Here is a 26,951-nt window from a genome sequence, read left to right on the forward strand (position 1 = left end):
AAATGGACCGGCAGGGCATGACGTCCTGCCGGTCCAACTATGTCGTATTGCGCATGTCCGGACGGTGAACCGGTCACCCGTTCACCGGGATTGGCTTTTAGAACTGCGCCCGCATCGAGAGCGAGACCTGCGCGCCGGAGACATCCTTGCCGACAGGGAAATCAGCCCGGACCTGGCCGGAAACCTGACGCAGCACGCTCGTCGGCGGTGTCAGGTAGTCGAAGCCCACGCTGATTTCGCCGTAATTGTCGACCGTCGACGTGTTGATCGGCGTGCGGATGCCCGCAGACGATACGTAATAAGCCGTCGGATCGTCGGCGAAGTTGTTGTAATAGGTCCCGGCCAGGAACGGCTGGATCGTGCCCCTGTTGTCGTCAAGCGTGAACGACGCCGAAGCCGCAAGACCTATCGAGCCGACAAGCGTCTCCATATCGTCAAACGAAATCTGGGCCGGAGAGCCGCTGGCCACCTGCAGGTCGTCGTTGAAGACGCTGTTCGAATAGGACAGGCCAATCGACGGGAGCAGCGTGAAGCGGTCCATATTGAAGCCGTAGGCCAGATAACCCGAAGCGGTGTACTGGTTGGCATCAAACCCGTCCTGATCGAAGACCGACGTCGACAGCCCGGATGCCGTCCGCATCTGGTCGATGTCATAGGCGGTGCGGCCATAGGTGGTGCGCAACTGGGCCACGAACGGGCCCGCAAGATAGGATGCGTAGCCGCCGAAATACTGCTGGTCGAAGGTGCTCTGACCGCTGTAGCCAATGCCCGCCACCGTTTCGTTCGAGCTGACCGAACCGGAGTTGAGACCGCCGAGCAGACCGAAGTTCACCTGGCCGCCCGCCTTCCCGAGGTCGAAGCAACCATAGTCCAAACCAAGTTCCACACCGCCGAACGATATGTCGGAATCGGTCTTCGCGGAGACAGAGCCGGCGGAGGATGCCGTCGACGCGGTGTTCAGCGAGCCGCCGTTCATGCGGGTGTAGGTGCCCGGGCTGCAGCCCTTGCCTGCGCCATCGACGGCGGTGACATAGCTGTCGTCGAAGCGGTTCGTGGTGATCCCGGTAAAGGCCTGGGTCGCGTAAATGCCGCCAAGGGTGCCGCTGATCGGCGTCATGTCGAGTGCCGTCGTCAGGATTACCGAATTGGCGGTTTCCCGGACACTGTTGACGATCAGGGGGTTGGCGGTATTGCCGAGACCGTAGACGTCGCCGACCGACGCCGAATAGGTGCCGTCAATGGTGATCAGCGTCCGCTCTTCCGGCGTATCGAGATAGTTGAGGCCGTAGAGCGCCAGATCATAGTCGCCGCCCGAGAAATCGCCGGTCACCTGGATCTGGTCGGTCGTCGTATCGGCATAGGTCCCGAGCGCGATGCGGCCGCCGCGGGTGATGTCACTGTCGACCGTCAGCGTCGTTGCAGACGTTCCGGCAGTCTTCAGGGCGCCGGTATCGGTCTTGTAGTTCGACGCGTTCAGCGTTCCGCTATTGTCAATATCGATGCCCGAGATCGTGTAGCCGCCCCAGGCCGTGAACGTGCCCTGGTTGCTGAGCGTGCCGTTGCCGACAAGGTCTCCGGTCAGAGAGAACGTATCATCGAGCAGACTGCTGTTTTCGATCGCACCGTTGATCGTACCGCGGATGCTGGCAATGCCCGAGTTCACAAGGCCGCCATTCAGCGTTCCAGTGGTTGCAAACAGGCCGGCATTTGTCGTCAACCCGTCAATCTGGCCGCTGTTGGTCATCGTGCCGTTATCGGCGATATCGACGGCACCGCCGATGAGGCCGGTATTCTCCGCCGTGCCGGCATTGACGGCCACGGAACCGCTCACCGTGCCGGCATTGGTGAAGTAACCGGCATCGTTGGTCACCGAGGCAAGCGTGGCGCCGGCCATGTTGGTCGCGCCGCCGCTATTGGTCAGCGCGCCGGCCACCCCGCCGCTCTGGTTCACGAAACCGAAGCCGCTGCCGCCGGCAAACGAGCCGTTGACCACATCCGCGAGCGTCCCGCTATTGGTCGCCACGCCGTCATTGCTGATCGTGGTCAGGCCCGCGACAGAACCCGTATTGTCTGCCGAACCACCGGTGACATCGAGCGTGCCGGTGACGGTACCGGCATTGGTAAACACACCGGCCGTGTTCAGGACCGAGGCAAGCGTACCGCCGGCTTCATTGGTCGCACCGCCACTATTGGTCAGCGCGCCGGCCACGCCGCCGGCCTGGTTGACGAAGCCGGAGCCGCTGCCGCCGGCATAAGAACCGTTGACCACGTCCGCAAGCGTGCCGCTGTTGGTCACCAGGCCGTCATTGCTGATCGTGGTCAGGCCTCCGACGGTGCCGTTGTTCAAGACACCATTGCCGTTGTTGTCGACAGTGCCGCCGTTGACGACCAATGCGCCATCGATGCTGCCGCTGTTGGTGAAGGTTCCGGCATTGTTGGTCGCCGTTCCGATCGATCCGCCGATCAGGTTGACCGAGGACCCGTGGTTCACCAGCGCCTCCGTACGACCGAAGCTGCCATTGGTGAACCCGTTCGAATTGATGTCTCCCGTCGAATAGTTGATGACCGTCCCGAAGTTTGCAGCCGAGATCAAGCCATTGGTGACATCGCCGTCATAGATCGTCGTCAGGCCGACAACATCGCCGCCGGCCTCGTTGGCAACAAAGCCACCAAGTACGTCGAGTGTGCTTTCGAGCGTTCCGGTGTTGGTCAAAAGCCCGCCGGAAATGCCGGCAGCGCCTGTCACGGTACCGGCATTGACGACAACGCCTCCGGTGATCCCAAGCGTGTTATCGATGGTGCCGGTGTTGGTCAGAAGCCCGGCGGAAACGCCGGTAGCACCTGTTACAGTACCAGTATTGATGACAACCCCGCCGGCGACCCCAAGCGTGTTATCGATGGTCCCGGTGTTGGTCAGAAGCCCGCCGGAAACGCCGGTAGCACCTGTCACGGTACCGGTATTGGTGACGATCCCGCCGGTAACCCCAAGCGTGTTGTCGATGGTACCGGTGTTGGTGAAGGTCGTCGCCACGCCCGAGACCGTCGTTGCGCCGTTGATCGTGCCGTTATTGGTGGTGATGCCGCCAGTCATGGACGTTGCGCCTTCAAAGACGCCGTCGCTGGTGTTGGTGACCACGCCACCCGAGACCGTCGTCGTGCCGGTCACCGTGCCGGAATTGGTGAACACGCCGCCCGTGTTCGAGAGCGTGCCGATTGTCCCGCCGTTCTCATTGACGGCAATGCCGGAATTGGTCAGCCCGCCGATAGAGCCGCCGCTGGCATTGGTAAAGCCGGGCACCAGAACGAGGCCGAACGAGGAATTGGTCACCATGCCGGCAACCGTCCCGTTGTTGGTCGCAACGCCGCCGGTAATGCCGAGCGTATTGTCGATCGAGCCGTTGTTGGTGAGGATGCCGCCGGTCATAGACGTGGCGCCTTCAAAGACGCCATCGCTGTTGTTGGTGACCACACCGCCCGAGATGGACGTCGTGCCGGTCACCGTGCCGGAATTGGAGAAGGTGCCATTGGTGTTGGAGAGCGTGCCGATCGAAGCGCCGTTCTCGTTGACGGCAATGCCGGAATTGGAGAGCCCGCCGATCGAACCTCCGCCGGCATTGGTGAAGCCCGGAGCCACAACGATACCGATCGAGGAATTGGTCACCATGCCCGTCACCGAGCCATTGTTGGTGACAATGCCGCTGGTGATGCCGAGCGTGTTGTTGATCGTGCCGTTGTTGGTGAAGCTGGTCAGCGCACCCGAAACCGTCGTGGCACCGTTGATCGTGCCGTTATTGGTCGTGATACCACCAGTCATAGACGTGGCGCCTTCAAAGACGCCATCGCTGTTGTTGGTGACCACACCGCCCGAGATGGACGTCGTGCCGGTGACCGTGCCGGAATTGGAGAAGGTGCCATTGGTATTGGAGAGCGTGCCGATCGAAGCGCCATTCTCGTTGACGGCAATGCCGGAATTCGCGAGCCCACCGATCGAACCGCCGCTGGCATTGGTGAAGCCCGGAGCCACAATGATACCGATCGAGGAATTGGTCACCATGCCCGTCACCGAGCCATTGTTGGTGACAATGCCGCTGGTGATGCCGAGCGTGTTGTTGATCGTGCCGTTGTTGGTGAAGCTGGTCAGCGCACCCGAAACCGTCGTGGCACCGTTGATCGTGCCGTTATTGGTCGTGATACCACCGGTCATAGACGTGGCGCCTTCAAAGACGCCATCGCTGTTGTTGGTGACAACACCACCCGAGATGGACGTCGTGCCGGTGACCGTGCCGGAATTGGAGAAGGTGCCATTGGTGTTGGAGAGCGTGCCGATCGAAGCGCCGTTCTCGTTGACGGCAATGCCGGAATTGGTGAGCCCGCCGATCGAACCGCCGCTGGCGTTGGTGAAGCCGGGGACCAGAACGAGGCCGATCGAGGAATTGGTCACCATACCGGTGACCGAACCGCTGTTGGTCGCAATGCCGCCGGAAATGGATGCCGCTCCGTTCACCGTGCCGGAATTCGTGAAGGTTCCGCCAGTTGCACTGACCTGGCCATTGAACGCACCGCCGCTTGCAATCGTGATGCTGCTAAGAACACCACCAACCGTCATCGTGTCTGCGGTCAGGTTGCCACCGTTGCGGATCGTGAAACTACCCCCACCGGAAACCGAAACCGACTGGACTGAATAGGTCTGATCAAGCCAAGGTGAGTTAAAGCTCGCCCCGATGTTTGCGTTATCGGCGGCGCCAGGCGCCGTGTTTCCGCTCCAGTTGGAGCCGACGACGAAATTGCCGTTGGTCGGAAAAAGGTCCCAGCTTCGATCGGCCGAAAACGAGGATGATGACGCTAACATCACGGCTCCAATGGCAAACACGCCGGAAAGCGCAGTCTGCGTGATCAGCGATCCCTTCCTCTTGAAAAAAACCGCGTTCGAATCACTGAATTTCCGCGAGTCCATAGCCACTTCCGCCTCCATTTAAGCCGATACTTAAGTGCGGATTAGCTTAATTATTATTTTATGTATATATAAAATTCGACCCTTGCGTCAGTTTTGCACGACCTAGAAACCAGAACGGCACAAACGCCATGGTTGCGCGAAATCGTCACCAACGGGCCGATCAGCGGTTGGGCTATAATTCGAAGCTCCGCCGACGCAGAAGATTGATGCAGCATGCCCGACCCGATGTTGAACTGGCACCGCTTGCGCTCGGGTTTTGATGATCAACGAACAGGAAGCCAGCGTTTCCGCGCGCCCTCCACGTCAGTGATGCAATCTTTCAGCGGCAATTTTCCTCCCGACATCGCATCCGCCCGGACAATCGTAGATCGCCCTCGGCGAACCTATTGTGGTGACGGACGGCGCCGAACCGATACCCTCGCCCTTGTGGCCAGTCAGCTAGAGCCACCTCAGGTTCGAAGGAGTGAGGATGTCACTGCTTGCAAAACCTGGCCGCAGAAGTGCTGCTCGAAAGGCGGGCATGCTCCGCTGCGGTTCGGGACATGTCTCGTCATGTCGTTGCAACAGCGCGGCAAGGGCACAAGCCTGAGCAACAAAGAGCGGTTCGCCAGAAGCCATGACAAGTTCCGAGCTGAGAACTGAGGTTTCCTCTCCGGCGGCTTCAGCCAGTATTCGTTCATAAAGCAGGAAAATCGAAGTATCTGTCTTCGGCCGAGCGGACAGAACAGCAGTTGTCGCACGGGCATTGCTTTCCGAAACGTCGGGGATTAGCTCGGCGGACTCCGTGGCGTCCAACTCGAACATTTTCGAAAAGTTGACTGAACCGCGCGTCCTGCGCTCCGTGAGATATCGGCTGAGCGACCTATTGTCGGGCAGACCGCGAGCCCGCCCATCAATGCCCGCTATGTCCATCATCATGCCGCGAAAGAAATTGAGCCCGAAGTTGCAAAGCAGCGCATCCAGAATAGCTGCATCAAGAAGGTAACAGCTCGATCGCATAGCAGTGCTGGATGCCCCACTGCCTGCGACATCCCATGCGCGTTCCCGATGGATGCCATAGGCTGTGTCAAAGAAACGAAACGACGTATACGCTTCAGCACACTGGAATGCGCGCTCGGGAAGCGCTTCGTCAAGGAGCGGCAGGCAGCCTCTTCCCGTCGCAATGCCACGGCCCTTGACCTCGATGTTCACGAAGGCATAGATCGCGCCCGTCTGCTTGCTGCCTGCGTGATGTTCGCGGATCGCAATGGCGCTCTCAAGCACCCGAAGCTTTGGTGCCGGCATGGCTTCCTCCCAGGAAAACGCGACTTCCGATCGCTGATTGCGGCCCGTCGCCAACACGACGTCCTCACGTCGCAGTTTCAGCGTCAGGAGAAAATTAGCAGTTGCGTTGTCATCGGAAAAATACGAAATTTCGCAATTATCATAGAAACCATCTATGGCGGAACGATGGATAAAACCCTGCTTCAGTTTCTGGCCGTTGCCGATGAAGGCACGATCACGGGTGCGGCCGAGGCCTTGCGGGTGACGCAGCCAACGCTGACCTTCAATTTGAAAAAGCTCGAAAAACAGCTCGGCGTCAGCCTGTTCAAACGCTCATCCCGCGGCGTGAAGCTGACCGAATACGGACAGATGCTGTACGAAAACGCCACCGTGATGCGCCGCCTCTACGACAATGCGCTCAATGCGATCGAGATGAAGCGGGTGCAGCGCGAGGAGGGCATGACCATCGGGACCGGCTACTCCTGGTGGGCGCTATTTCTGAAGGATTTCGTTCTCGACTATGCCCGGAAATATCCCTCGGCCCCTGTGAATGTCAGCCTCGGCAATACGCTCAGGCTTATGGATCAGTTGGTTGCCGGCGATATTTCACTGTTTATCGGCCATCGCATCGATGACCTTGCCGGAGGCACCGAAGCCGATTTCCTGGAGGTCGGGCCGATCAGGGACGGCTATTTCGTGCGGCCCGGCCATCCGCTTCTGGGCGCTGAGCGAACCGCAAGCGAGGTGGCAGCATTTCCCTCCACGCTCGCCTTTCCGCCCGAAGCGCGCCAGCGACGGCTACTGCTGGAACAGAGCGGACGCGTGGCGGATGAAGATCGCCGTGCTGATTATCTTGGCCGCGCCTTCACCTCCAATTCGCTGGAGGCCTGCCTCGACTATGTACTGGGCACCGACGCCGTGCTGCGCCATACAGATCTGATGGCACCGGAACTCACCCGCAAGGGTCTCGCGCGGGTGGCGCTTCACCCCGGCGCGGAGCCGCATGCACAGATACTCGGTCTTTACGTGATGGCCGACAAGCGCCGCGACCGGGCGCTTTCGAAACTCGTCGACACGCTTTATCGCAAGACCTGCGCTGTGGTTGGCGCAGGCCAGGTGAAGGCGTGAGCCCGCCACTACAAGCCGAAATGAAGCTGAAGGCGCTCGGCCAGAAGGTCATCCGATGGTGGATTGCGGTGAGTGTTTTCCAGATAGATCTTCTTCTCACTTTCCGGCATCAGATAGGCCTTGTGCCAGATGAAGAAATCCGGGTTGTCGCCGAACATGCGATAGTAGGAGCGCAGGGTTTCGACCGTATAGAGCGTGATCTTCACATTGGTGAGCCAGTCGGCTCGGAAGAAGTGTCTCCATTTACCGTGTTCGGTCGCCTCCATGGCGGCAAGCGTTTCACGATAGGCCCAGACGGATTTCGCCGCATGCACGAAGGCCTGCGGATACTGCCGGCCCAGAAAGGCCTCGATGCTGCGTGAAAGACAGGAAAGCCCTTCGGCTCCGGTGCGCAGGAACCGTGTCTGGAACAGCAGGAAATCGCGGAAGAACAAGGCCTCGGCCTCCGGCAGACGCGCCGCCAGAGCTTCGCAATCATCCTCCAGCGCCCGGTAGCGGGTTGCCGCCTCCCTCGCCAGTTTCTCGAACCATCGCGCCTGGTCGGAGAAGGGAAGCCTGCCGGTCGCCCATAGCAGATCCTCTGCCGTGGCGATCGTTTCACCGCGCATCAGATGCCCGGCAAGCGAGCGGGCCGGATGGTGGTAGAACTCGTCACCTGCCCGGTCGTCCTCATGTGGGCCATAGGGCGTGGCGATGTCGATGAAACGGCGGATAAGCGCGGCTACAGCTCCTACATGTGCGGGGAAATAACGTCGGGAGAAATGTTCCGGAGCCTTCCCGGCATCGGCCTTGCCGTCATTCCAGAGCATTGCGACGAGATCGAGCGTATAAAGATGCGGGCGGATATTGCCGCAATTGAGAAGCAGCACCTCATCCGCCTTTGCCGCAAAGGCCGCTTCCAGCTCATCGACGATCAAGGCGGAGGATACCGGCAACATGGTCAGATGGCTTGAAGCCTGAAGGTCGTGGAAGGTGGCATGATAATAGATGCCGTGAAGACCGGCATCTCCCGCTTCCGGCAGCGACGGCACGCGCAGGCTGTGATTGTGCTGACGGCGCGAAACCATGCGGCCATAGCCATTGTCGGACCAGATCCGCGTCACGCCTTCAGGAAAATCGACGTGCCCTGCCCGGTAAAGCTCGGCGATCTCGCCATAGACATAGGTGAGGCACGGCGCGCCGGGCACGATTGACTGCAGCAGGTCATACTGCCGCCTGACGGCACGGGAGATCAGCTCGCCCTGGCGCGCTGGCGTGTCGTAATCGGGATCCTGTTCCCAGAACGGGCAGTCGCCCTGGCCGCGAAAGCCCAGCGCCCAGACCACCTTGCGATCCTTCTGGCGCTCGATCGCCTCGCGCCAAAGCGTTTCGAACAGCGCACCATTGCGATCGAAGCTCGCTTCCTCGTTGGGATGCGCGCGGAAGAACATTTCGGCCCCCAGCGGCTCTGCATGATGCTGGCTCACGTAAAGGCCCATTTCGGCAGCGACTTCGGTCTGCACCCCATCGCGCGGCAGGTCGGTTCCTGGAATGACAAGATTGCCACCGAGCCTGAGCAGGGTCTCGAACACCGGCTTCCAAATTTCGGCCGGCGGTGGATAGACGTCCGTCCAGCCGATCAGGCAGACCTCGTCATTCACGAACCATCCACGATAACGCACGCTCCTTTCAGCTGAACGATAGGGCTTGGGCGCAATAGCGATCCGGCCCCTGCGCTCAGGCTCCCTGTCCGCCCAGAACCAGAAGGGGTCGACGCCCAGCCAGTCGCTGGAGAGATAAAGAAGCGCATAGATCAGCCCCAGTTCATCGGCCGCATCCACACGGGCTACAACGTGCCCACCCTCAACGACAAATTCGATGGCAAAGCTTTCAGGTTCGGTCGCGACCGCGTTGCCACCGAGACGCAGCACGATATCCGCCTCGCCTTCCGGCGCGATTTCCGGCGCCCTGCCGAAAACCTTGGCAAAGTCGCGAGAAAAGATGTCGAGCGCATTGGTGATCGGCACGGAAAGGGTTTCAGGAAGCGAAAGCCTTGTGTCTTCGGACAGGAAAAGGTGATCGTGCTTCATCGTCTGGGCCTTTGCACTCAAGACCGGCGGCAGGCATCAGGGCGCAAGAAGACGCCTCACGCAGGAGCATGGCCCGCGCCGCTTCGAACTTCATTGTCAATCGGGATGGTCTCCGGCGCTTATCGCGTCGCCGGCCGGTTTGTCATCACAGGCTCTTGCCTCGCGTCAGCGCTACGCCCCCGTTCATCCTCATCCTCCTCCTTGCTGATGATCAGCCTCAGCTCGCCGCTGATATTATCGAGATGCCGCGATACGGCACGGGCTGCGGCTTCTGGCTGACGCATTGTCAGCGCGCTCAGGATGGCATGGTGGTCGCCGATCCAAAGCGGCACCCGCTCCGGCGAAAACAGATGAGGGCCGAACCGGTTGAGAAAGGGCGAGCGCAACCAGTCGGCCAGAAGCGCTTCGGACATCGAACGGAGCACCGGATTGCCGGCGATCTGCGAGATGGTTGCGAAGAAGCGCATCGAGGCTTCCACGAAATTTTCTGCGCCGCCTGCCGCCATGCGCTCCACCAGACCGCCGAGCACGGTGAAGTCGAAACTCTCCGCCCGTGTCGCCGCAACCCTGGCAACGCCCGGCTCCAGCAGATTCCGCGCTTGCAGAAGATCGAAAATATCGGCATCCGCGAGGCTTTCGTCCGAACCGGTGTCGGCCTGCGGCAAAATGGTGATGCCCGAGCGACCGCGCACGGCAACCACGCCTTGAACCTCAAGCGCTATGACGGCCTCCCGAATGACCGGACGACTGACTTCGAGCATCTCGGCCAGATCGCGCTCGCCGGGAAGCCGCCAGCTCGGTTCATGACGGCTTTCCTCGATCATCCGGGCAAGTCTGCGCGCGACGATTTGATAGAGCCGCTGCTCGCCTTGAAAGGCATCGCCTTTCGAGGGCTTTTTCATCGCCGTTTCCTTTCCAAAAGCCACATCCACCTTTGCGTTCGAGGGTCGTGCAGTCTGGCCCGCACGACTTCGACACGCAAGGCCGATCACTCGTCAAATCTGGTAAGACCAAAAAAGAGCATCGTCAACAGGAAAGTCACGAATCTGGTAAAATCAAGTTAGGTTGATTAATCCTATTGACATCATTGGTAAGACCAGAAAGAGATGGGGCGCCAGAATTCATCCTTGACGCATATTGGGAGGACACAATGCGGAATACCCTGAAATTGATGAGCAGCGCCGCTCTTTTCCTGGTCGGAGGAGCAGTCGGCGCCTCGGCAGGTGAAATCACGGTCTATTGCCAGGACATCGCCGTCGGCTGCGGTGCGCTCGAAGCCGTTGTTGCAGATTTCGAGGCGGCCAATCCAGACGACAAGATCAATCTTGAGCTGGTCAACTACCAGACAATTCTGGAGAGCCTGCCGATCCAGCTGGAATCAGGCGCCGGCCCCGACGCCGCTATCGTCACCGACCTGGGCGGCCTCAGCCGCTACTACCTCGATATTGCACCCTACGGCGATGCCGATATGCTGCGCGCCGAATACGCGCCGACACTGCCGTGGTTGCGCGGCGAGGCCCCGACAAGCGACGCCATCAACGGCATTCCACTGTCGATGACAGTCAACGGCGCCTACGTGAATGCGACCCTGTTCGATCAGGCCGGGATCGCCATGCCGGAAGCCGGGGCGACGTGGGAAGACTGGGCAGAGGTCACTCAGAAAGTCGCAGAGGCCACCGGTGTTTCCTTCCCCATGGAAATGGACCGTTCCGGCCATCGCTTCGCCAGCCTGGCCATCAGCTACGGCGCCGAACTCGTCGATGATCAAGGACAGCCCGTAGTCGATGAAGGCCTGAAGGCGGCCATCGAACAGTTCGTTGCATGGCATGAGGAAAAGGTGATGCCGATGGATCTTTGGGGCGCCGTCGGCGGCTCGACCCATCGCGAACTCTTCTCCGACTTCCTCAATGCCGAGACCGTCTTTTACTTCGGCGGCTCGTGGACCATCGGCAAGATGGACAGCGAAGTCGGCGACCTGTTCGACTGGAAGGTCGTTGCCACGCCCTGCGGTCCTGCCGCCTGCGCCGCCATGCCTGGAGGCTCGGCACTCGCCGGCTTCAAGAACAGCAAGAATCCTGATCTGACCGGACGCTTCCTCGCCTTCGTCGGTCAGCCGGAAGAAATTGCCAAGATCGATCTCTACGCCAAGGAAATCCCGACGGCCAAGACGCTGATCGATGAGGGTCTGGAATATACCGATGTCTCCGCTGAAACCCAGGAAGCCCTGTCGACCTTCATGGCACAGATTCCGAAGATCCCGGAAACAGCCTATCGCTTCCAGGGCTGGCGATATCAGCGCGCAATGATGAACGCGATGACCACCCGCATCAGCCAGGTGCTGAACAACGAGATGGATGTCGATACAGCGCTTGAGCGCATCAAGCAGGACGTCGAACTCGCAATCCAGGCTGCCGGCGGCTCGAACTGATCGCGGGACCGGCCCCGAGGGCCGCTCCCTCAAGAACACGCAGCGTCCGGCACCCCGCCGGGCGCCGCATCGATCGCATTCGGAGGATTTTGAACATGGGCGGGAAGCCTCAATGGGCCGAAATAGGCCACCGGATATTGACCCTTCCGGCAGTCATCGTTGAACCGCTGATGGTCGGGCTGCAGCGACTTCTGGGCATCAAGCGGATGCCGTGGGTTTTCCTGCTGCCCAATCTGGTGGCGGTCATTATGTTCTGCCTCCTGCCGGTCTTCATCAACGTGCTCTATTCGTTTACCGGCAGCGATCGCCTCTATCCGGCAGACCGCAACTTCGTCGGCGGCATGAATTATGATGTCCTGCTTTCCTGCCAGAACTATCTCGACCCGTCGAGCTGCACAGCCGACCTGTTCTGGCGTGCACTGCGCAATTCGCTGATCTTTGTGCCGACCCAGGTCGTTCTGATGGTTACGGTGGCAATGATCGCTGCCATCTGTCTCAACCGGCAACTGCCCGGACGCGGCTTCTTCCGAGGCGTATTCTTCTTCCCCGTGATGCTGTCGCCGGTGGTCGTGGCCTACACCTGGCAGTGGATCCTGCAAAGAAATGGTGCGCTGAACGGTATTCTGAGCGGGCTTGGCCTACCCACCTTCGACTGGCTTGCCGTCCCCGATTCCGCCTTTGCCTGGTCCATCTTCGTAACGATCTGGGCGCATATGGGCTTCTACACGATCATCCTTCTCGCCGGCCTGCAATCCATTCCTAAGGATGTCTACGAGGCGGCCCGCATGGATCATGCCAGCAACTGGCGCACCTTCTACGCCATCACCCTGCCGCTCCTGAAACCGATGGTCATCGTTGTCGTCGTGCTCTGCATCATCCGCTCGGTTCAAACCTTCGATGAGCTCTATGTGCTCACCGGCGGCGGCCCCGGCTCGGCCACCATGCTGATCGTTCAATACATCTACGAGGTCGGCTTCGCCGTCCAGCCGCGCAATTTCGGTCTTGCGGCCGCGGCATCGCTGCTCCTCGGTCTGGTGCTGATCATCTTCACCGCAGTCCAGATGAGCCTCTCAAGGAAGTCGCAAAATGGCTGATATCGCTGAAAAACAAGCAGGCGCCGGCCTTTCCCGCCTGTTCACGCTGCGCCGTGGCCACAACCGCTTCGACATTGCCGACTGGCTCACCTACGGCTTCCTCGTGCTCGGCCTGCTGGTTCTGTTCCTGCCGGTTCTGTGGGTGGTGCTGTCGTCGTTCAAGACCAATGCCAACCTGCAGGAATTTCCACCGACGGTTCTGCCCTATGCGATGGAGACGGTCGATGTTGCGGGTTACGACAGGCCTCTGACCCTGTTCAACGTCAAGACGGAGGACGGCGGCGAAAAACAACTCGCCCTCATCCGCCGCGTCGGCCGCATAGCCCAGATGGTCGACCCCGCAGATCCGGAAGCCGGCAAGCTGCAGGTCAATGCCGCAGAAATCACGCCGGTCAAGAAGCTCCATTTCGCAGTCGAGAACTATTCGCGGCTTCTGTCCGGCAAGGAAAACACCATCCTTCGCTATGTCTATAACAGCCTGTTCATCACCATCGTCGCGACCATCATCACCGTCGTGATGAACTCGATGGCGGCGTTTGCCCTTTCAAAATACCGCTTCCGCGGCAGCAACCTGGCGCTGTTCGGCATTCTCTCGATGCTGATGATCCCGGCAACCGTGATCATGGTGCCGATCTACCTGATCGTCTCCAAGCTCGGCCTCGTCGGCAACCTCTGGGGCGTCATCCTGCCGACGGTCGCGACCCCAACTGGCGTGTTCCTGCTCCGACAATACATGCTCACCATTCCCGATGAGCTGATCGAGGCTGCACGCATGGACCATGCCTCGGAATGGCGGATCTTCTGGCGTATCATCCTGCCGCTTTCGACGCCGGCGCTGGCAGTGGTGGCAATCTTCTCGATCCTGTCGCGCTGGAACGACTTCCTACTGCCACTGCTGATCCTCAACAAGCGCGAGGTCTACACACTGCAACTGGCGCTGACCTCGTTCCAGACCCAGTACGAAATCCACTACGACCTGCTGCTGTCAATGACGACGCTGACCGCGCTTCCGCTGGCGATCGTCTTCATCTTCCTGCAGCGCTACATTACCACCGGCATCGCATCGACCGGCATCAAGTGAGTGAACACGATGGCAAAGCTTCAACTCGAAAATCTCCGCAAGGCCTATGGTTCGGTCGAGGTCATCCCGAAGGTCAATCTCGAGGTCAATCACGGCGAATTCGTCGTCCTCGTCGGCCCGTCCGGCTGCGGCAAGTCCACACTTCTGCGCATGATCGCGGGGCTTGAGGACACCACGTCGGGCGATATCCGTATCGATGGCGACAGCGTCACTCACGTTCCCGCCGCCGATCGCGGCGTGGCGATGGTGTTCCAGTCCTATGCGCTCTATCCGCATATGAGCGTGCGCAAGAACCTGTCCTTCGGGCTGGAAAATATCGGCATGGCCAAGGACGAGATCAACCGGCGTGTCGAGCATGCCGCCACCATGCTGCAGATCGACCAGCTCCTGGAGCGCCAGCCGCGCCAGCTTTCCGGCGGCCAGCGCCAGCGTGTGGCCATCGGCCGGGCGATTTCGCGCGATCCGAAGATCTTCCTGTTCGACGAGCCGCTGTCCAACCTTGATGCCGAGCTCAGGGTTATGATGCGTGTCGAGATTACCAAGCTGCAGAAGCGGCTCGGCAACACGATGATCTATGTGACCCACGACCAGGTCGAAGCCATGACCATGGCCGACAAGATCGTTGTCCTCAGGAAGGGCGTGATCGAGCAATACGGCGCACCGCTGGACCTTTACAATCGACCGGCCAACACCTTCGTCGCTGGCTTCATCGGCTCACCGCGAATGAACCTGATCGAGGGCTCGATTGCCTCGGCGAACGAAAATCAGGCAGTCTTTGCCACCGCCAGTGGCCTGACACTGCCCCTCGAAGGCCATTTTCCGGTAAAGGCCGGCGACCGCGTGACACTTGGCATTCGCCCGGAGGATATCGTCGCAAGCGACGATCCCGCCGGCTGGCCGCTGACGCTGAGTGTGGCCGAGCAGCACGGTGCCAACAGCTTCCTCCATGCCCACCTCGCCGACGAGACCGCACTTCTGGTGCACGAACCCGGGCAGAGCCGGCTGAAGGCCGGCGACACGATCCGCATCCTGCCAAAACCCGGCAGCTGGCACCTGTTCGATGCAGAAGGGCAGAGGATCGAAGCGCTTGGCGCGACCGCACTGGCCTAGCAATGGTAGTTAGGCTCAGGACCCACCGATTTGGATACATGGGTGTGATTCAGAGGAGCGGATAGGAGCCTGACTGATCAGTTATTTGTTGTGGCTTACGGACGAGCAAATGGCTCGTCTTCAGCCTTATTTTCTCACGAGCCATGGCCGCAAGCGCGTAGATGACCAACGTGTTCTGAGCGGCATCATCTTCGTCAACCGCAACGAGCTCAGGTGGCGCGATGCGCCGAAGGCATATGATCCGGCGAAGCTTCTTGATAACCGCTGGAAACGCTGAGGTGACCAAGGCATCTTTATCCATATGATGGAAGGCCTGGCTGTGCCTGAAGCCGCAAAGCGCACGACCATCAGGATCAATGAGACCTATCTCGAGGCCCACCGCACGGCTTCCAGCCTGCGGATAAACAAGGGGGAGCGCGGGCCGCCTGGTTGAGCGCACAAAAGGCGGCATGAACACCAAACTTCATGCCGCTACAGATGCGAGTGGTCGCCCGATCATTTTCTTCATAACGGCAGGACAGGTCAGCGATTGCACCGGTGCTGTCGCCTTGCCTGATGAGCTTCACAAGCCCAAATGGCTGCTGGCCGACCGTGGCCATGATGCCGACTGGTATCGTCACGCTTGACAGGCGAAGGGGATCCCCCCCTGCATTTCGGGTCGGATATCCCGCAATAAAACTACCAAATACGTCAAACGCCGCCACCCGATCGAGATCGTGTTCGCGTATCTCAAAGACTGGTGGCGTGTCGCTACGCGCTACGACAGTTGCCCAATGGCATTTCTCTCCGCCATCGCTCTCGCGGCATCCGTTATCTTCTGGCTCTGATCAACGAATCCTAAGCCTCATGCCGGGCCATAGCAAGGCGTTTCTGAGCCCCCAGGGCTCAGCGAGCAGCGACAAAATCTTTGAATTTAAAGGGTGTTTCTGGCGGAGAGGGGGGGATTCGAACCCCCGATACGGTTGCCCGTATGCCGCATTTCGAGTGCGGTGCATTCAACCACTCTGCCACCTCTCCATAAAGTGCCGTGGTTTGCGTCTTGGCGCGGGGTGTCTCTTAGCGGGCAAAAGGCGGATGCGCAAGGGGTTCCTCGTCGCTTTTTTGGTGCGGTTTATTGACTTCCAGCAGGCTTCATCGTATGCACCCTGCCGGATGCGTGCGTCTTCGCGAGGCACGCCTTTTCCGGGCAAACGCCCGGGCTCACCGGCAGACCGGGTTTTGAAAAGATTTTCTCTTTGAAATCCCTGCTTTAACCAGACTGACAAAAAGACGGTCGCTTTCCTCTCGAAAGCAGAACCGGGCGAGAACATGAAAGGCTAAAATATGTTCGCAGTCATCAAGACCGGCGGTAAGCAGTACCGCGTTAATGCCGAGGACGTCCTCACCATCGAAAAGCTCGATGGCGAAGCTGGCGCCACGCTCGAATTCGCAGAAGTGCTCGCCATCGGCGAAGGCGCTGATGCAACCTTCGGCGCGCCGTTCGTCAAGGGTGCCCTCGTCAAGGCTGAAGTGGTCGAGCAGACCCGCGGCAAGAAGGTCATCGCCTTCAAGAAGCGTCGTCGCCAGAACTCCAAGCGTTCGCGCGGCCATCGCCAGCACCACACGGTCATCAAGATCACCGACATCATCGCCGGCTGATCACAAAAGCAGATTTCGAAGGTTTAAAGGAGAACTCCAATGGCACATAAAAAAGCTGGCGGTTCCTCGCGCAACGGTCGCGATTCTGAGTCCAAGCGCCTTGGCGTGAAGAAGTTCGGTGGCGAGAACGTCATTCCGGGCAACATCATCATTCGTCAGCGCGGCACCAAGTGGCATCCCGGCGACAATGTCGGCATGGGCAAGGACCACACCATTTTCGCCAAGATTGAAGGCAACGTGACATTCCGTGCGCGCGCCAATGGCCGCATGTACGTGTCCGTGGCCCCGAAACAGGCCGAAGCAGCGGAATAAGCCGGAACGCTTTAAAACAGCCGGCGTCACATCGACCCGGCTTTGAATATCAGGTTACCGGACCTGGGATTTGAAAAGGAAGGGAAGATGGGACGCCACCATCTTCCCTTCTTTCGTTTCAAACCCAGGAAAGGACTGAGAAAATGCAAAGGGATCTACTGAGGGAGAGCCAATCACGGCTCGACCGGGAACGGCTAAGGCCGGATTTGCAAAGGCGGGATTGCCCCGTTCTTCTGTCGCAAAGGCTCGTCTTGAGGGCCCCGCATGAAGATGACATTGACGCCATTGCCCATCTCGCCAACAACGAAAAAATCGCGACCATGGTGTCGCGCATGCCGCATCCCTACACAAAGACAGATGCCGCCAATTTCGTGGAGCGAACCAAAGAGGGCGCGATTGGCAATTGCGTCTATGCCATCACTCGTGCCGACGACGGCGAATTCCTCGGTTGCTGCGGTATCGAGAACATGCCGGACGACGAGAGCGTCGCCGAAATCGGCTACTGGCTCGGCGAACCCCACTGGGGCAAGGGCTACACCACGGAAGCCATCCAGGTGCTGATCGACATGATCTTCCGCACGCGCAACGAGGTCGACCATGTCGACGCCCGTTGCCGGGTGGTCAACGAACCGTCGCGCCGGGTGCTGCACAAGTGCGGCTTCCAGTTCCGTGGGCCGGGCATGATCGCCTCGCTCGCCGTCGGCGGCTCCGTCGCGGTCGAATGGTACAGGCTGGAACGGCGGACCTGGATGTCGCTGAAGAGCTGGGGAGGCCAACGATGAGCGCCGAGCTTCTCGAACGCCGTCGCGGCCTGATGCCGGAGATCGAAACCGGGCGGCTGAGGCTCCGGCCGGTGCGCATGGGCGATGCGGAAGCGATTGCCTCGTCGCTTTCCGATTTCGCGATCACGCGCATGCTGACGCGTCCGCCCTACCCCTTCGCGCTGGAAGATGCCACCGACTGGCTGAACTGCGCGACGGCGGAAGGTTCGCCGCACTGGTCGGCGGCAATCACCCAGCCCGCCGATGGCGTGCTGATCGGTGTCGCAACGATCGAGCTCAGGCGTGGCGGCTATCACCTCGGTTACTGGCTGAACCGCTACTACTGGGGCCGCGGCTTCATGAGCGAAGCCGCCTCCGGCCTCGTCAACCGCTTCTTCCGGCGCATGGGCGCGGTCAACCTGCACTCGGGCGCGCTCGCCGAAAACCCGGCCTCGCTCCGGGTCCAGCAGAAGCTCGGCTTTTCGGTCACCGGGCTCCGCGACACCTATTCGGTGAGCCGGGGGCAGATGCTGCAGGAAGTCACGACGGCGCTAACGCCCGAATATTTCCGGCCTTATACGTTCTGATGAAAATAAGCGCCGGGCCGCGCGAGCGGCCCGGTGTTTATTGCTCGACAAGGCGGGTAGCTCCACCCACCATTATTTTCCCCATTGAAGCCCGCGACATTATCGTTGCCGCCATGTTTATGTTCCGAGAGGGATGCCGGCATGGTACTTCGCTACCTGAAACCGCAAGATCGAGGCAATGCCGAACGGGCCAGCGCGGCCTATCGAACCGCATTTCAGCAATATCTCCGTTACGGCACGCCGATCAGGCTTGAAGCCAAGGCCGCAGAGCCAAGCCCGACCTCTCATTACATCTGGCGCACGCAGCACGACGAACGAGTGCGCCCCTCGCACGCCGCCAATGACGGTAACATCTATGCCTTCGATAATCCTCCGGCGACCGGCAACCCAGGCGAAGCCTATGGCTGCCGCTGTTGGGCAGAACCTTACGATGCATCGACAGGCGAGTATTTCGACATTGAAATGAAAATGCCTCCCGACGCCGAATACGAGTGGCAAAACATAGACTTCGTAAACCACTATTTTTTCGGCCAGGGCAAAATCGTAACCTTAGAGCAAACCGGGCACCTTGACGAAATTGTGCAGGAATTCAAACGCATTGCTATCGACAACCCGGCGCGACTACCGGGACAAGTCGCCGACGCTGCACGAAAAAGCCGCAGCTTTTCATTTCGGGGAGACTTCACTCAAAGTTACGCCATGCTGAAAATTGTCTTCAGCATTGGCGATACAGCTATTCACGGCGAATTCTACGGAGACATCAGACATAGTCGAGAAATGCTTGAGCTCAGTGGCACGATGGATTTCACATTAAGGGATTCATTTCGAGATCCAATCGACATCGAGGATGTTCGTCTACGATCAGATCAAAAAAATATACGATCTTGTAATCGTCGCTGAACTTCGTGGCCTTGATGAGGCTTCAGCCATCGCCGATTTCGTCGCATCCCGTCTCGGGTGGGAGAAATTTCGTCAAGCCGCGTCCCTGATCAAGGTCGTCGCAAGGATGATGAGAATTGGCCAAGACATTTTGCACGTCGGAATAGATAGCTTCCCAAGAGAGCTTCTCTTCGGTACACCTTATGGTATAATTTCCGAATGGAGCGCAATCTTTCAAGGCAGAGTTGATCGCGATGTGTCGCGAAGCCGCTACCGCCGATGACCAGGAAGCGCGAAGGAAAGGTGGAAGTATGAACACCAGCCATCGCGACGGCGTCATCCCATCTCTTCACCGGCATCTTCTTCCGGCCCTCACCTTCTTTCTCAAGGTCGTGCTGTGCCTAATCGTCCTTTATGCCGCGTTTACGCTTTTGGCGTGGAGCATCAATCCGGATAGCTGGGACTATCTGAATGCGCTGATCTGGGTCGGTATCTATGCGGTTTTCTGCAGCTAGGAGGGCGGAACATGCGGAAAGCGCTCGCCTTTTTCCTGAAGACGACCGTCTCGCTTATCGTGGCCTTCACCATCTTCGTTATCTTTGAGGTCTACTATAAAAGAGGGCAGTGCATCGTCCTTCCGAATGGCACGATGCTTGCCGACAGTTTGATTTTCGGCCCACGCCACGGTGCGAGCGGACGACGCGATCTTGTTCTCCGAGATGCCGAAGGCAGGCTTCTGGCGGCGACCGACGAACCGGTCACGCTTTCCAGGGATGGAGCCGAGCCCGACCTGTTGATCCTCAGCTATGCCGGCGGTGAAATGGCCATGCCGGCCGAGACGCTCATGCGGACGATCTTCAAACGAGCCTACATGGATATGGGCCTCACACAGAATGTCTGGACGGAGGAAAATTATCCGCCGGGCACGGTGATCGCCATCACCAGCCTTGCCGTGATCCGCAATGCCCTCACCTTTGACCCCGACTTCGAAAAACGCCGTTGCGGCACGCCGCTCTTTGTTCCGGTCGCTCCGTAGCGGCGCTGAACGCCATGACGACGATACGGCCCCTGCTGCCGAAATTCATCGTTGATCGCGTTGCCGGGGCGTTGCTGTTTTTCCTGAAACTCATGCTGTCGCTCGGCGTCCTGCTTCTGTTCGCAGGCGCCATCCTCAGCCGTCAGGCTGCAATTCCACCCACAGCGGAAAGTGGTCCGAACCCTTCGCTTCAAGGTCGATCCAACCATCCTTCAGGTGTTGCGCGAGGCCGGCGTTGACGAAGGCGTAGTCGAGATATTCGCCGGTGCCTTCGGCGAAATCGGGGTGGGTCCATGAGATCAGGCCGTCATGGCGCTTGCCGAGCCGGTCGAGGGCGTCGACGGGGACGGCGTTGCGCAGATAGCGGCCGCCGCCGAGTTCCCTGCTGCCGGCCATTTCCAGATATTCCGGGCTTTCAGGCGTCATGTTGAAATCGCCGAGGATGATGAAGCCTTCGGGTGCCGGCGGGTCGGTCATGCCGAATTCTGCGCCGCCGGTCATGCCCGGTCCTTCCAACGGGAAGCCGATCAAGCGGGCCTTCAAGTATGCGATCTGGGCGATGCGCTCGTCGGCGCTCATGTGGTCGAGATGGACAGAGCAGACGCGCAGCGGGCCGAGCGGTGTTGCGATCACGGTCTCCAGCATGGAGCGCTGATAGTTCAGCTTTTCCGCCGTGCGGGTGCGCGGCAAGAGAAGATGACGAACCGAGAGCAGCGGCGTGCGCGACAGCACCATGTTGCCGAACTGCAGGCGGCGCTCGACGATGCGGCCGCCTTCACGGGTGAAATCGAGATGGAGGTCGGCGCCGGGGCCATAGGCGGCGAAATAATCCGGGAACAGGGTGCCGATTTCGGCGACCATGTCGCGCTCGCCATTCTTCGGAAAACCGCGGGTCACCTCCTGCAGCGCGATCACATCGGCGCCTTCAAGGCTTGCCGCGATGCGTTCGAGATCGTAGCGGCCGTCGAGACCCGTGCCGAACTGGATGTTGTAGCTGACGATTTTCACGATATTCTTTGACCTCCGGGCCGGCTGCCTATAACCATGCGGCTGGTTTTATCCGGCAAATACCCAATCGCAAGTGACAGAAAAATGAAATTTCTCGACGAGGCAAAAGTCTATATTCGCTCCGGAGACGGTGGCGCGGGATCGATCTCGTTCCGCCGCGAGAAATATATCGAGTTCGGCGGACCGGATGGCGGTGACGGCGGACGCGGCGGCGATGTCTGGGTGGAGGCCGTCGACGGCCTCAACACGCTGATCGATTTCCGCTACCAGCAGCATTTCAAGGGCGCGACCGGCGGCCACGGCATGGGCCGCAACCGCACCGGCGCGAACGGCGACAGCGTGACGCTGAAGGTTCCGGTCGGCACCCAGGTCTTCGAGGAAGACCAGGAAACGCTGATCTGCGACCTGACCAGGATCGGCGATCGCTACCGGCTTGCCGCCGGCGGCAATGGCGGCTTCGGCAATGCCCATTTCAAGTCGTCCACCAATCAGGCGCCGCGCTGGGCCAATCCCGGCCTCGAGGGCGAGGAGAAGACTGTCTGGCTCCGGCTGAAGCTGATTGCCGATGCCGGTCTTGTCGGCCTGCCGAATGCCGGCAAGTCGACCTTCCTCGCAACCGTCACCCGGGCGCGGCCGAAGATCGCCAACTATCCGTTCACGACGCTGCATCCCAATCTCGGCGTCGCCAGCATTGACGGGCGCGAATTCATCCTCGCCGACATTCCGGGCCTGATCGAGGGCGCGCATGAGGGCATCGGCATCGGCGACCGCTTCCTTGGCCATGTCGAGCGCACCCGCGTGCTGCTCCACCTCGTTTCGGCGCAGGAAGAAGACGTGGCGAAAGCCTACCGTACGGTGCGCAACGAGCTTGAAGCCTATGATGTCGATCTTGGCGAAAAGCACGAGATCGTGTCGCTGTCGCAGGTCGATATTCTCGACGAGGCGACGCTGAAGGACAAGAAGGCGGCGCTGGAAAAGGCAAGCGGCGGCCCCGTGCATGCGATTTCCGCAGTGGCGCAGATCGGCATGACCGATGTGCTGCGCGAACTCGCCAGCGTCATCCGCGCCGAAGAGGCGCGCCTCGGCATTTCGGCGCCCGAGCCCGGTGAAGACAAGGGCCGCCACGACAAGTGGGAGCCCTGAGATGAGCGGGCGTTCGCTTTCTCACTACAGGCGGATCGTCATCAAGATCGGTTCGGCGCTTCTGGTTGACCGGGAACGCGGATTGAAACGGGAATGGCTCGACCGGCTTTGCGATGACATTGCGGCGCTGAAGGCCGCAGGCGTTGACGTGCTGGTGGTTTCCTCAGGCGCCGTCGCGCTCGGCCGCACCGTGCTCCACACCCATGCCGGCGCGCTGAAGCTGGAAGAAGCGCAGGCGGCAGCCGCGGTCGGCCAGATCGGCCTTGCCGGCGCCTGGACGGAGAGCCTCAGGCAGCACGACATCCTCGCCGGACAGATCCTGCTGACGCTGCAGAACACCGAGGAACGCCGGCAATATCTGAATGCCCGCGCCACGATCCGGCAGTTGCTGAAACTCTCGGCCGTGCCGATCATCAACGAGAATGATACGATCGCCACCTCCGAGATCCGCTACGGCGACAATGACCGGCTGGCGGCGCGCGTGGCAACGATGATCGGCGCCAATCTGCTGATCCTTCTGTCAGATATCGACGGGCTCTACACCGCCCCGCCGCATCTCGATCCCGAGGCCCGGTTCCTGCCGGAAATCGAGGCGATCACGCCGGAGATCGAGGCGATGGCCGGAGGGGCGGCGTCGGAACTCTCGCGCGGCGGCATGCGCACCAAGATCGAGGCCGGCAAGATCGCGACCGTCGCCGGCTGCGCGATGATCATCGCCTCGGGCAAGATCGACCATCCGCTGAAGGCGATCGAGAACGGCGAACGCCACTCGCTGTTTCATGCGGCGGGCGAGCCGGTCAATGCGCGCAAGACCTGGATTGCCGGCCAGCTTCTGCCGGCGGGCACGATCCATATCGATGACGGCGCGGTGGCGGCGCTGAAACGCGGCAACAGCCTGCTTTCGGCCGGCGTTGTCTCGGTCGACGGCCATTTTTCGCGCGGCGATACGGTGGCGATCGTCAATGCCCAGGGCGGAGAGATCGCCCGCGGCCTCTCCGGTTACGACAGCGACGAGGCCCGTGCCATTGCCGGGGTGAAAACCGGCGGCATCGAAGCCATATTGGGATACCCCGCACGCGCAGCGATGGTCCACCGCGACGACCTGGTGATGACGACGGGAAAGACGAGAAAGAGGAACGAGGCCCATGCTTGACCGCAAGGAAGATGTCGCAGCCGTGATGGCGGCGCTTGGCCGACGCGCCCGCGCCAGTGCCCACGCCCTCGCCATCGCGTCGACGGAAACCAAGGACAGGGCCCTGGAGGCCATGGCCCGCGAGATCATGGCCCGCAAGGCCGAAATCCTTGCCGAGAATGCGAGAGATGTTGCCCGTGCGAAGGAAAACGGCATTTCCGGCTCCTTCCTCGACCGGCTGGAGCTCAATGACGACCGTGTCGCCGCCATAGCCGACGGCATTCGCGCGATTGCCGCGCTGAAGGATCCGGTCGGCGATGTGATCGCGGCATGGGACCGGCCGAACGGGCTGAAGATCGAGCGCGTGCGCACGCCGCTCGGCGTCATCGGCGTTATTTATGAAAGCCGCCCGAATGTGACGGCGGATGCCGGCGCGCTCTGCCTGAAGGCCGGCAATGCCGTGATCCTGCGCGGCGGTTCGGATTCCGCTCTCTCGGCCGCCGCCATCCATGAGGCGCTGAAGGCGGGCCTATCCGAGGCTGGCCTGCCCGAAGACGCCATCCAGATCGTGCCGACCACCGACCGCGCCGCCGTCGGCGAGATGCTGTCCGGCCTTTCCGGCAATATCGACGTGATCGTGCCGCGCGGCGGAAAAAGCCTCGTCGCCCGTGTGCAGACGGAAGCGCGCGTGCCGGTTTTCGCCCATCTCGAAGGCCTCTGCCACATCTATGTCGACAAGTCCGCCGACCTCGACATGGCGAGGGAGATTGTCGTCAATGCCAAGATGCGCCGCACCGGGATCTGCGGTGCTGCGGAAACGCTGCTGATCGACCGCGCCGCCGCCGAAACCTTCGCCGGCACGCTGATCGAGGCCCTGGAAGCGAAAGGCTGCCTGGTGCGGGTCGACCACGAAATGATCGACTATGCCAAGGGCCGCGAGGAAGCGAGCGAGACCGACTGGACGACAGAATATCTCGACGCGATCATTTCGGTGAAGCTCGTCGATGGCATTTCCGGCGCCATCGAACACATCGAGAAATACTCATCCCACCACACCGAGGCCGTGATCGCCGAGGACCCGGAGGTGGTCGCCCGCTTCTTCAACGAGATCGATTCCGCCATCCTGCTGCACAATGCCTCGACCCAGTTTGCCGATGGCGGCGAATTCGGCATGGGGGCCGAGATCGGCATTGCCACCGGCAAGATGCATGCGCGCGGTCCGGTCGGCGTTGAGCAGCTCACCTCGTTCAAATATCTGGTGCGCGGCAGCGGCCAGACGCGGGCCTGACGGTTTGTCGGAGATCGAACGCCGCCATCTGGTCATGCCGCATCTTCAACCCGGCATGAGCGTCGGCCTGTTCGGCGGGTCGTTCAACCCGCCGCATGAGGGGCATCTGCTGGTGGCAAGCCTCGCCATTCAGCGGCTCGGCCTCGACCAGCTCTGGTGGCTTGTTACCCCCGGCAATCCGCTGAAGAGCGGCAACGGCCTGGCGCCGCTTGCCGAACGGCTGGCGCTTTCCGAGGCGATGGCGCGCGATCCGCGCATCCAGGTCACCGCATTCGAGAAATCGCTGGGTACGGCCTATACCGCCCGCACCATCCGCCACATCACCCGCCGCCATCCGGACGTCCATTTCGTCTGGGTCATGGGCGCCGACAATCTCGGCAGCTTCCATCGCTGGCAGGAGTGGCGCCGCATTGCCGAGACCGTGCCGATCGCCGTTATCGACCGGCCTGGGGCGACGCTCACCTACCTCTCCTCCAAGGCCGCCCGCACGCTCGACAAGGCCCGCGTTCCCGAGCGCGCCGCGAAGGCGCTGCCAAGGATGAAGCCGCCGGCCTGGACCTTCATCCATGGCCCGCGCTCGTCCGTCTCCTCCACCGCGCTCAGACTGGAAAAGAACCGATGAAGCTCGAAATCGTCGCCGACATCACCGATCCCGGCAAGCCTGGCGGCGCCAGCGACGACCGCTATGGCTGGAACGCGAACGCGGTCTTCGTCATCGACGGCGCCACCGGCATCGGCGACCGGGAGGTCATGGCGGAAGGTGACGCCGCCTGGCTTGCCGGCCATGCCGCGCGGATGTTTGCCGCAGCAGAAGATCGAGCGGTGGCCGAGACCGTAGCCGAGATCAACGCCTCCGCCCGTGACATCTATTACGCGGCTGCGGAAACCGATGACCTGCCGCGCTACATGTGGCCCGCCGCTGCCTTCCAGATGCTCCGGATCGAGGATGACCATCTCGTCACCTACGGGCTTGGCGATTGCCGGCTGTTCCTGCAGGACGCGGTGTCGGGCAATGTCTTCGAGACCTCGGCGCTGAAGGGCAACCGCGATCTCGAGATCGCCGCCGCCCACGCCCATCTTGCCCGCATCGGCGGGTTCAAGGGTGCGGCCGATATCAGCGGCGATGCCGAAACGCTGGCCATGCTGCGCGCGGGCCGCGCCCGCCACAACACGCCGGATGGCCGCGTCTTCACCCTCGGCCTCGTGCCCGAGGCAGCCGACAGGATCGTGCGCGAGGCAACCGGCATCATGGCCCCTGCCCGCGGCCTGCTCTGCTCCGATGGCTTTGCCGCCCTGGTTGACAATTACGACGCGTTTTCGCCGGAAAGCCTGATCGAAGCCGCATTCAGCGATGGCCTTCCGGCACTGCTTGAGATCCTCCGCCAGATCGAGCGGGAGCAGGATCCGGACGGCGAAAAGTACCCGCGCTACAAGGTCAGCGATGACGCCGCAGCCGTCGCCTTCCGTGTCCTCTAGGTCGCGCCCGAATATTTCGGCACAGGAAATACTTGCAACACGGGCCTTTTGACCCCACCATTAGGGGGCAGATCTCGCGAAAAAGTCGCGAGTCGCACCCCATGCTTGTTCCAGATGAAAGGAAGAACCCTGCCAACATTGCACGCCAAGAGTGCAGCCAACGAAACTGCACTGCAAAGCCGGAACAGCGGCACCCACGCCGCCGACCAGGCTCTCTCCGCCGTCCTCGCAAGCCTCGAGGACTCCAAGGCAGAAGATATTGTAACCATCGACATCCGCGGCAAATCGGCCCTCGGCGACCACATGGTGGTTGTGTCCGGGCGCTCGAACCGTCACGTGATGGCGATCTGCGACCATCTGGTCAAGGACATCAAACAGTCGGGCGCAGGCGTCCCGAAGGTCGAAGGCCAGGAGGCCGGCGACTGGGTGCTGATCGACACCGGCGATGTGATCGTCCATGTATTCCGGCCGGAAGTCCGCGAGTTCTACAATATCGAAAAGATGTGGTCGGCCCCCGAGATGAACGAGGGACGCCTGCACTGACATGCGCCTTTAGCGGCGGGA

At 60.7% G+C, this 26,951-nt stretch carries 23 protein-coding genes, 1 tRNA gene and 1 pseudogene; 19 read left to right on the top strand and 6 right to left on the bottom strand.

The window, feature by feature from the left end:
* Positions 1-97: 97 nt before the first annotated feature.
* Together TM49_RS00275 and TM49_RS23575 are read right to left on the bottom strand one after the other, a co-directional pair.
* Entirely contained in the window at positions 98-4,849 is a 4,752-nt protein-coding gene (locus tag TM49_RS00275; protein ID WP_144409409.1) for a beta strand repeat-containing protein, read from the bottom strand.
* 543 nt (positions 4,850-5,392) lie between these two features.
* Positions 5,393-6,292, bottom strand: coding sequence for a hypothetical protein (locus tag TM49_RS23575; protein WP_158498589.1), 900 nt, complete (start codon positions 6,290-6,292; stop codon positions 5,393-5,395).
* A gap of 111 nt (positions 6,293-6,403) precedes the next feature.
* On the opposite strand from TM49_RS23575, the gene TM49_RS00285 reads away from it, so the two are divergent.
* Positions 6,404-7,345, top strand: a complete 942-nt coding sequence (locus TM49_RS00285) for a LysR family transcriptional regulator (protein WP_045679040.1) — start codon at positions 6,404-6,406, stop codon at positions 7,343-7,345.
* Between the two features lie 8 nt (positions 7,346-7,353).
* Here TM49_RS00285 and TM49_RS00290 read toward each other — a convergent pair whose 3' ends face one another.
* A complete protein-coding gene (locus TM49_RS00290; protein WP_045679041.1) occupies positions 7,354-9,414 on the bottom strand; it encodes a glycosyl hydrolase 115 family protein in 2,061 nt (686 codons plus the stop codon).
* A gap of 119 nt (positions 9,415-9,533) precedes the next feature.
* Complete coding sequence (locus TM49_RS00295) at positions 9,534-10,316, bottom strand: FadR/GntR family transcriptional regulator (RefSeq protein WP_045679042.1); 783 nt, start codon at positions 10,314-10,316, stop codon at positions 9,534-9,536.
* Between the two features lie 248 nt (positions 10,317-10,564).
* Between TM49_RS00295 and TM49_RS00300 the strand changes: the two genes are divergently transcribed.
* The 5 genes and pseudogenes from TM49_RS00300 (at position 10,565) to TM49_RS22840 (ending at position 15,954) form a co-directional block, all read left to right on the top strand.
* The gene (locus tag TM49_RS00300) at positions 10,565-11,842 is read left to right on the top strand and encodes an ABC transporter substrate-binding protein (RefSeq protein WP_052699639.1); all 1,278 of its coding nucleotides are present in this window, start codon (positions 10,565-10,567) and stop codon (positions 11,840-11,842) included.
* A 95-nt stretch (positions 11,843-11,937) separates the two neighbouring features.
* Complete coding sequence (locus TM49_RS00305) at positions 11,938-12,936, top strand: carbohydrate ABC transporter permease (RefSeq protein ID WP_425283266.1); 999 nt, start codon at positions 11,938-11,940, stop codon at positions 12,934-12,936.
* Entirely contained in the window at positions 12,929-14,017 is a 1,089-nt protein-coding gene (locus TM49_RS00310; RefSeq protein WP_045679044.1) for a carbohydrate ABC transporter permease, read from the top strand. The genes TM49_RS00305 and TM49_RS00310 overlap by 8 nt, the downstream gene beginning before the upstream one ends.
* 9 nt (positions 14,018-14,026) lie before the next feature.
* Positions 14,027-15,127: an ABC transporter ATP-binding protein gene (locus TM49_RS00315; protein WP_045684526.1), complete on the top strand. Its 1,101-nt coding sequence runs from the start codon at positions 14,027-14,029 to the stop codon at positions 15,125-15,127.
* A gap of 76 nt (positions 15,128-15,203) precedes the next feature.
* Positions 15,204-15,954: pseudogene (locus tag TM49_RS22840) on the top strand (IS5 family transposase).
* Between the two features lie 100 nt (positions 15,955-16,054).
* On the opposite strand, the gene TM49_RS00325 reads toward TM49_RS22840, so the two are convergent.
* Positions 16,055-16,144: transfer RNA gene (locus TM49_RS00325), tRNA-Ser, on the bottom strand.
* A gap of 306 nt (positions 16,145-16,450) precedes the next feature.
* Here TM49_RS00325 and rplU point away from each other — a divergent pair.
* The 7 genes from rplU to TM49_RS00365 all read left to right on the top strand — a co-directional run bounded on the left by rplU (position 16,451) and on the right by TM49_RS00365 (position 20,340).
* Positions 16,451-16,765, top strand: coding sequence for a 50S ribosomal protein L21 (gene rplU / locus TM49_RS00330; RefSeq protein ID WP_045679045.1), 315 nt, complete (start codon positions 16,451-16,453; stop codon positions 16,763-16,765).
* Positions 16,766-16,804: 39 nt separating this feature from the next.
* Positions 16,805-17,077 (top strand): 50S ribosomal protein L27, encoded by a 273-nt coding sequence (rpmA, locus tag TM49_RS00335; RefSeq protein WP_024706188.1) that lies wholly within the window; start codon positions 16,805-16,807, stop codon positions 17,075-17,077.
* Positions 17,078-17,220: 143 nt separating this feature from the next.
* Positions 17,221-17,859, top strand: coding sequence for a GNAT family N-acetyltransferase (locus TM49_RS00340; RefSeq protein ID WP_045679046.1), 639 nt, complete (start codon positions 17,221-17,223; stop codon positions 17,857-17,859).
* Complete coding sequence (locus TM49_RS00345; RefSeq protein WP_045679047.1) at positions 17,856-18,425, top strand: GNAT family N-acetyltransferase; 570 nt, start codon at positions 17,856-17,858, stop codon at positions 18,423-18,425. The genes TM49_RS00340 and TM49_RS00345 overlap by 4 nt, the downstream gene beginning before the upstream one ends.
* A gap of 141 nt (positions 18,426-18,566) precedes the next feature.
* Positions 18,567-19,325 carry a phage minor head protein gene (locus TM49_RS22845; RefSeq protein WP_082074554.1) on the top strand — a complete coding sequence of 253 codons (759 nt, stop codon included), beginning with the start codon at positions 18,567-18,569 and terminating at the stop codon, positions 19,323-19,325.
* A 290-nt stretch (positions 19,326-19,615) separates the two neighbouring features.
* Positions 19,616-19,819, top strand: coding sequence for a hypothetical protein (locus tag TM49_RS00360; RefSeq protein ID WP_045679050.1), 204 nt, complete (start codon positions 19,616-19,618; stop codon positions 19,817-19,819).
* 11 nt (positions 19,820-19,830) lie between these two features.
* Positions 19,831-20,340 carry a hypothetical protein gene (locus TM49_RS00365; RefSeq protein WP_045679051.1) on the top strand — a complete coding sequence of 170 codons (510 nt, stop codon included), beginning with the start codon at positions 19,831-19,833 and terminating at the stop codon, positions 20,338-20,340.
* A gap of 135 nt (positions 20,341-20,475) precedes the next feature.
* Here TM49_RS00365 and TM49_RS00370 read toward each other — a convergent pair whose 3' ends face one another.
* Complete coding sequence (locus TM49_RS00370; protein ID WP_045679052.1) at positions 20,476-21,348, bottom strand: endonuclease/exonuclease/phosphatase family protein; 873 nt, start codon at positions 21,346-21,348, stop codon at positions 20,476-20,478.
* A gap of 84 nt (positions 21,349-21,432) precedes the next feature.
* Here TM49_RS00370 and obgE point away from each other — a divergent pair, with 84 nt between their 5' ends.
* The 6 genes from obgE to rsfS all read left to right on the top strand — a co-directional run bounded on the left by obgE (position 21,433) and on the right by rsfS (position 26,930).
* Entirely contained in the window at positions 21,433-22,491 is a 1,059-nt protein-coding gene (obgE, locus tag TM49_RS00375) for a GTPase ObgE (protein ID WP_045679053.1), read from the top strand.
* A gap of 1 nt (position 22,492) precedes the next feature.
* On the top strand, positions 22,493-23,644 hold the full coding sequence (proB, locus tag TM49_RS00380; protein WP_045679054.1) for a glutamate 5-kinase: 1,152 nt from the start codon (positions 22,493-22,495) through the stop codon (positions 23,642-23,644).
* Positions 23,637-24,911 carry a glutamate-5-semialdehyde dehydrogenase gene (locus TM49_RS00385; RefSeq protein WP_045679055.1) on the top strand — a complete coding sequence of 425 codons (1,275 nt, stop codon included), beginning with the start codon at positions 23,637-23,639 and terminating at the stop codon, positions 24,909-24,911. The genes proB and TM49_RS00385 overlap by 8 nt, the downstream gene beginning before the upstream one ends.
* A gap of 34 nt (positions 24,912-24,945) precedes the next feature.
* Positions 24,946-25,533, top strand: a complete 588-nt coding sequence (locus TM49_RS00390) for a nicotinate-nucleotide adenylyltransferase (RefSeq protein WP_045679056.1) — start codon at positions 24,946-24,948, stop codon at positions 25,531-25,533.
* On the top strand, positions 25,530-26,387 hold the full coding sequence (locus TM49_RS00395) for a hypothetical protein (RefSeq protein WP_045679057.1): 858 nt from the start codon (positions 25,530-25,532) through the stop codon (positions 26,385-26,387). Before TM49_RS00390 ends, TM49_RS00395 begins: the two co-directional genes overlap by 4 nt.
* Before the next feature lie 114 nt (positions 26,388-26,501).
* Positions 26,502-26,930 (top strand): ribosome silencing factor, encoded by a 429-nt coding sequence (gene rsfS, locus TM49_RS00400; protein WP_045684528.1) that lies wholly within the window; start codon positions 26,502-26,504, stop codon positions 26,928-26,930.
* The last annotated feature ends 21 nt before the right edge of the window (positions 26,931-26,951 follow it).

It is taken from the genome of Martelella endophytica (assembly GCF_000960975.1).
GTDB lineage: Bacteria > Pseudomonadota > Alphaproteobacteria > Rhizobiales > Rhizobiaceae > Martelella > Martelella endophytica.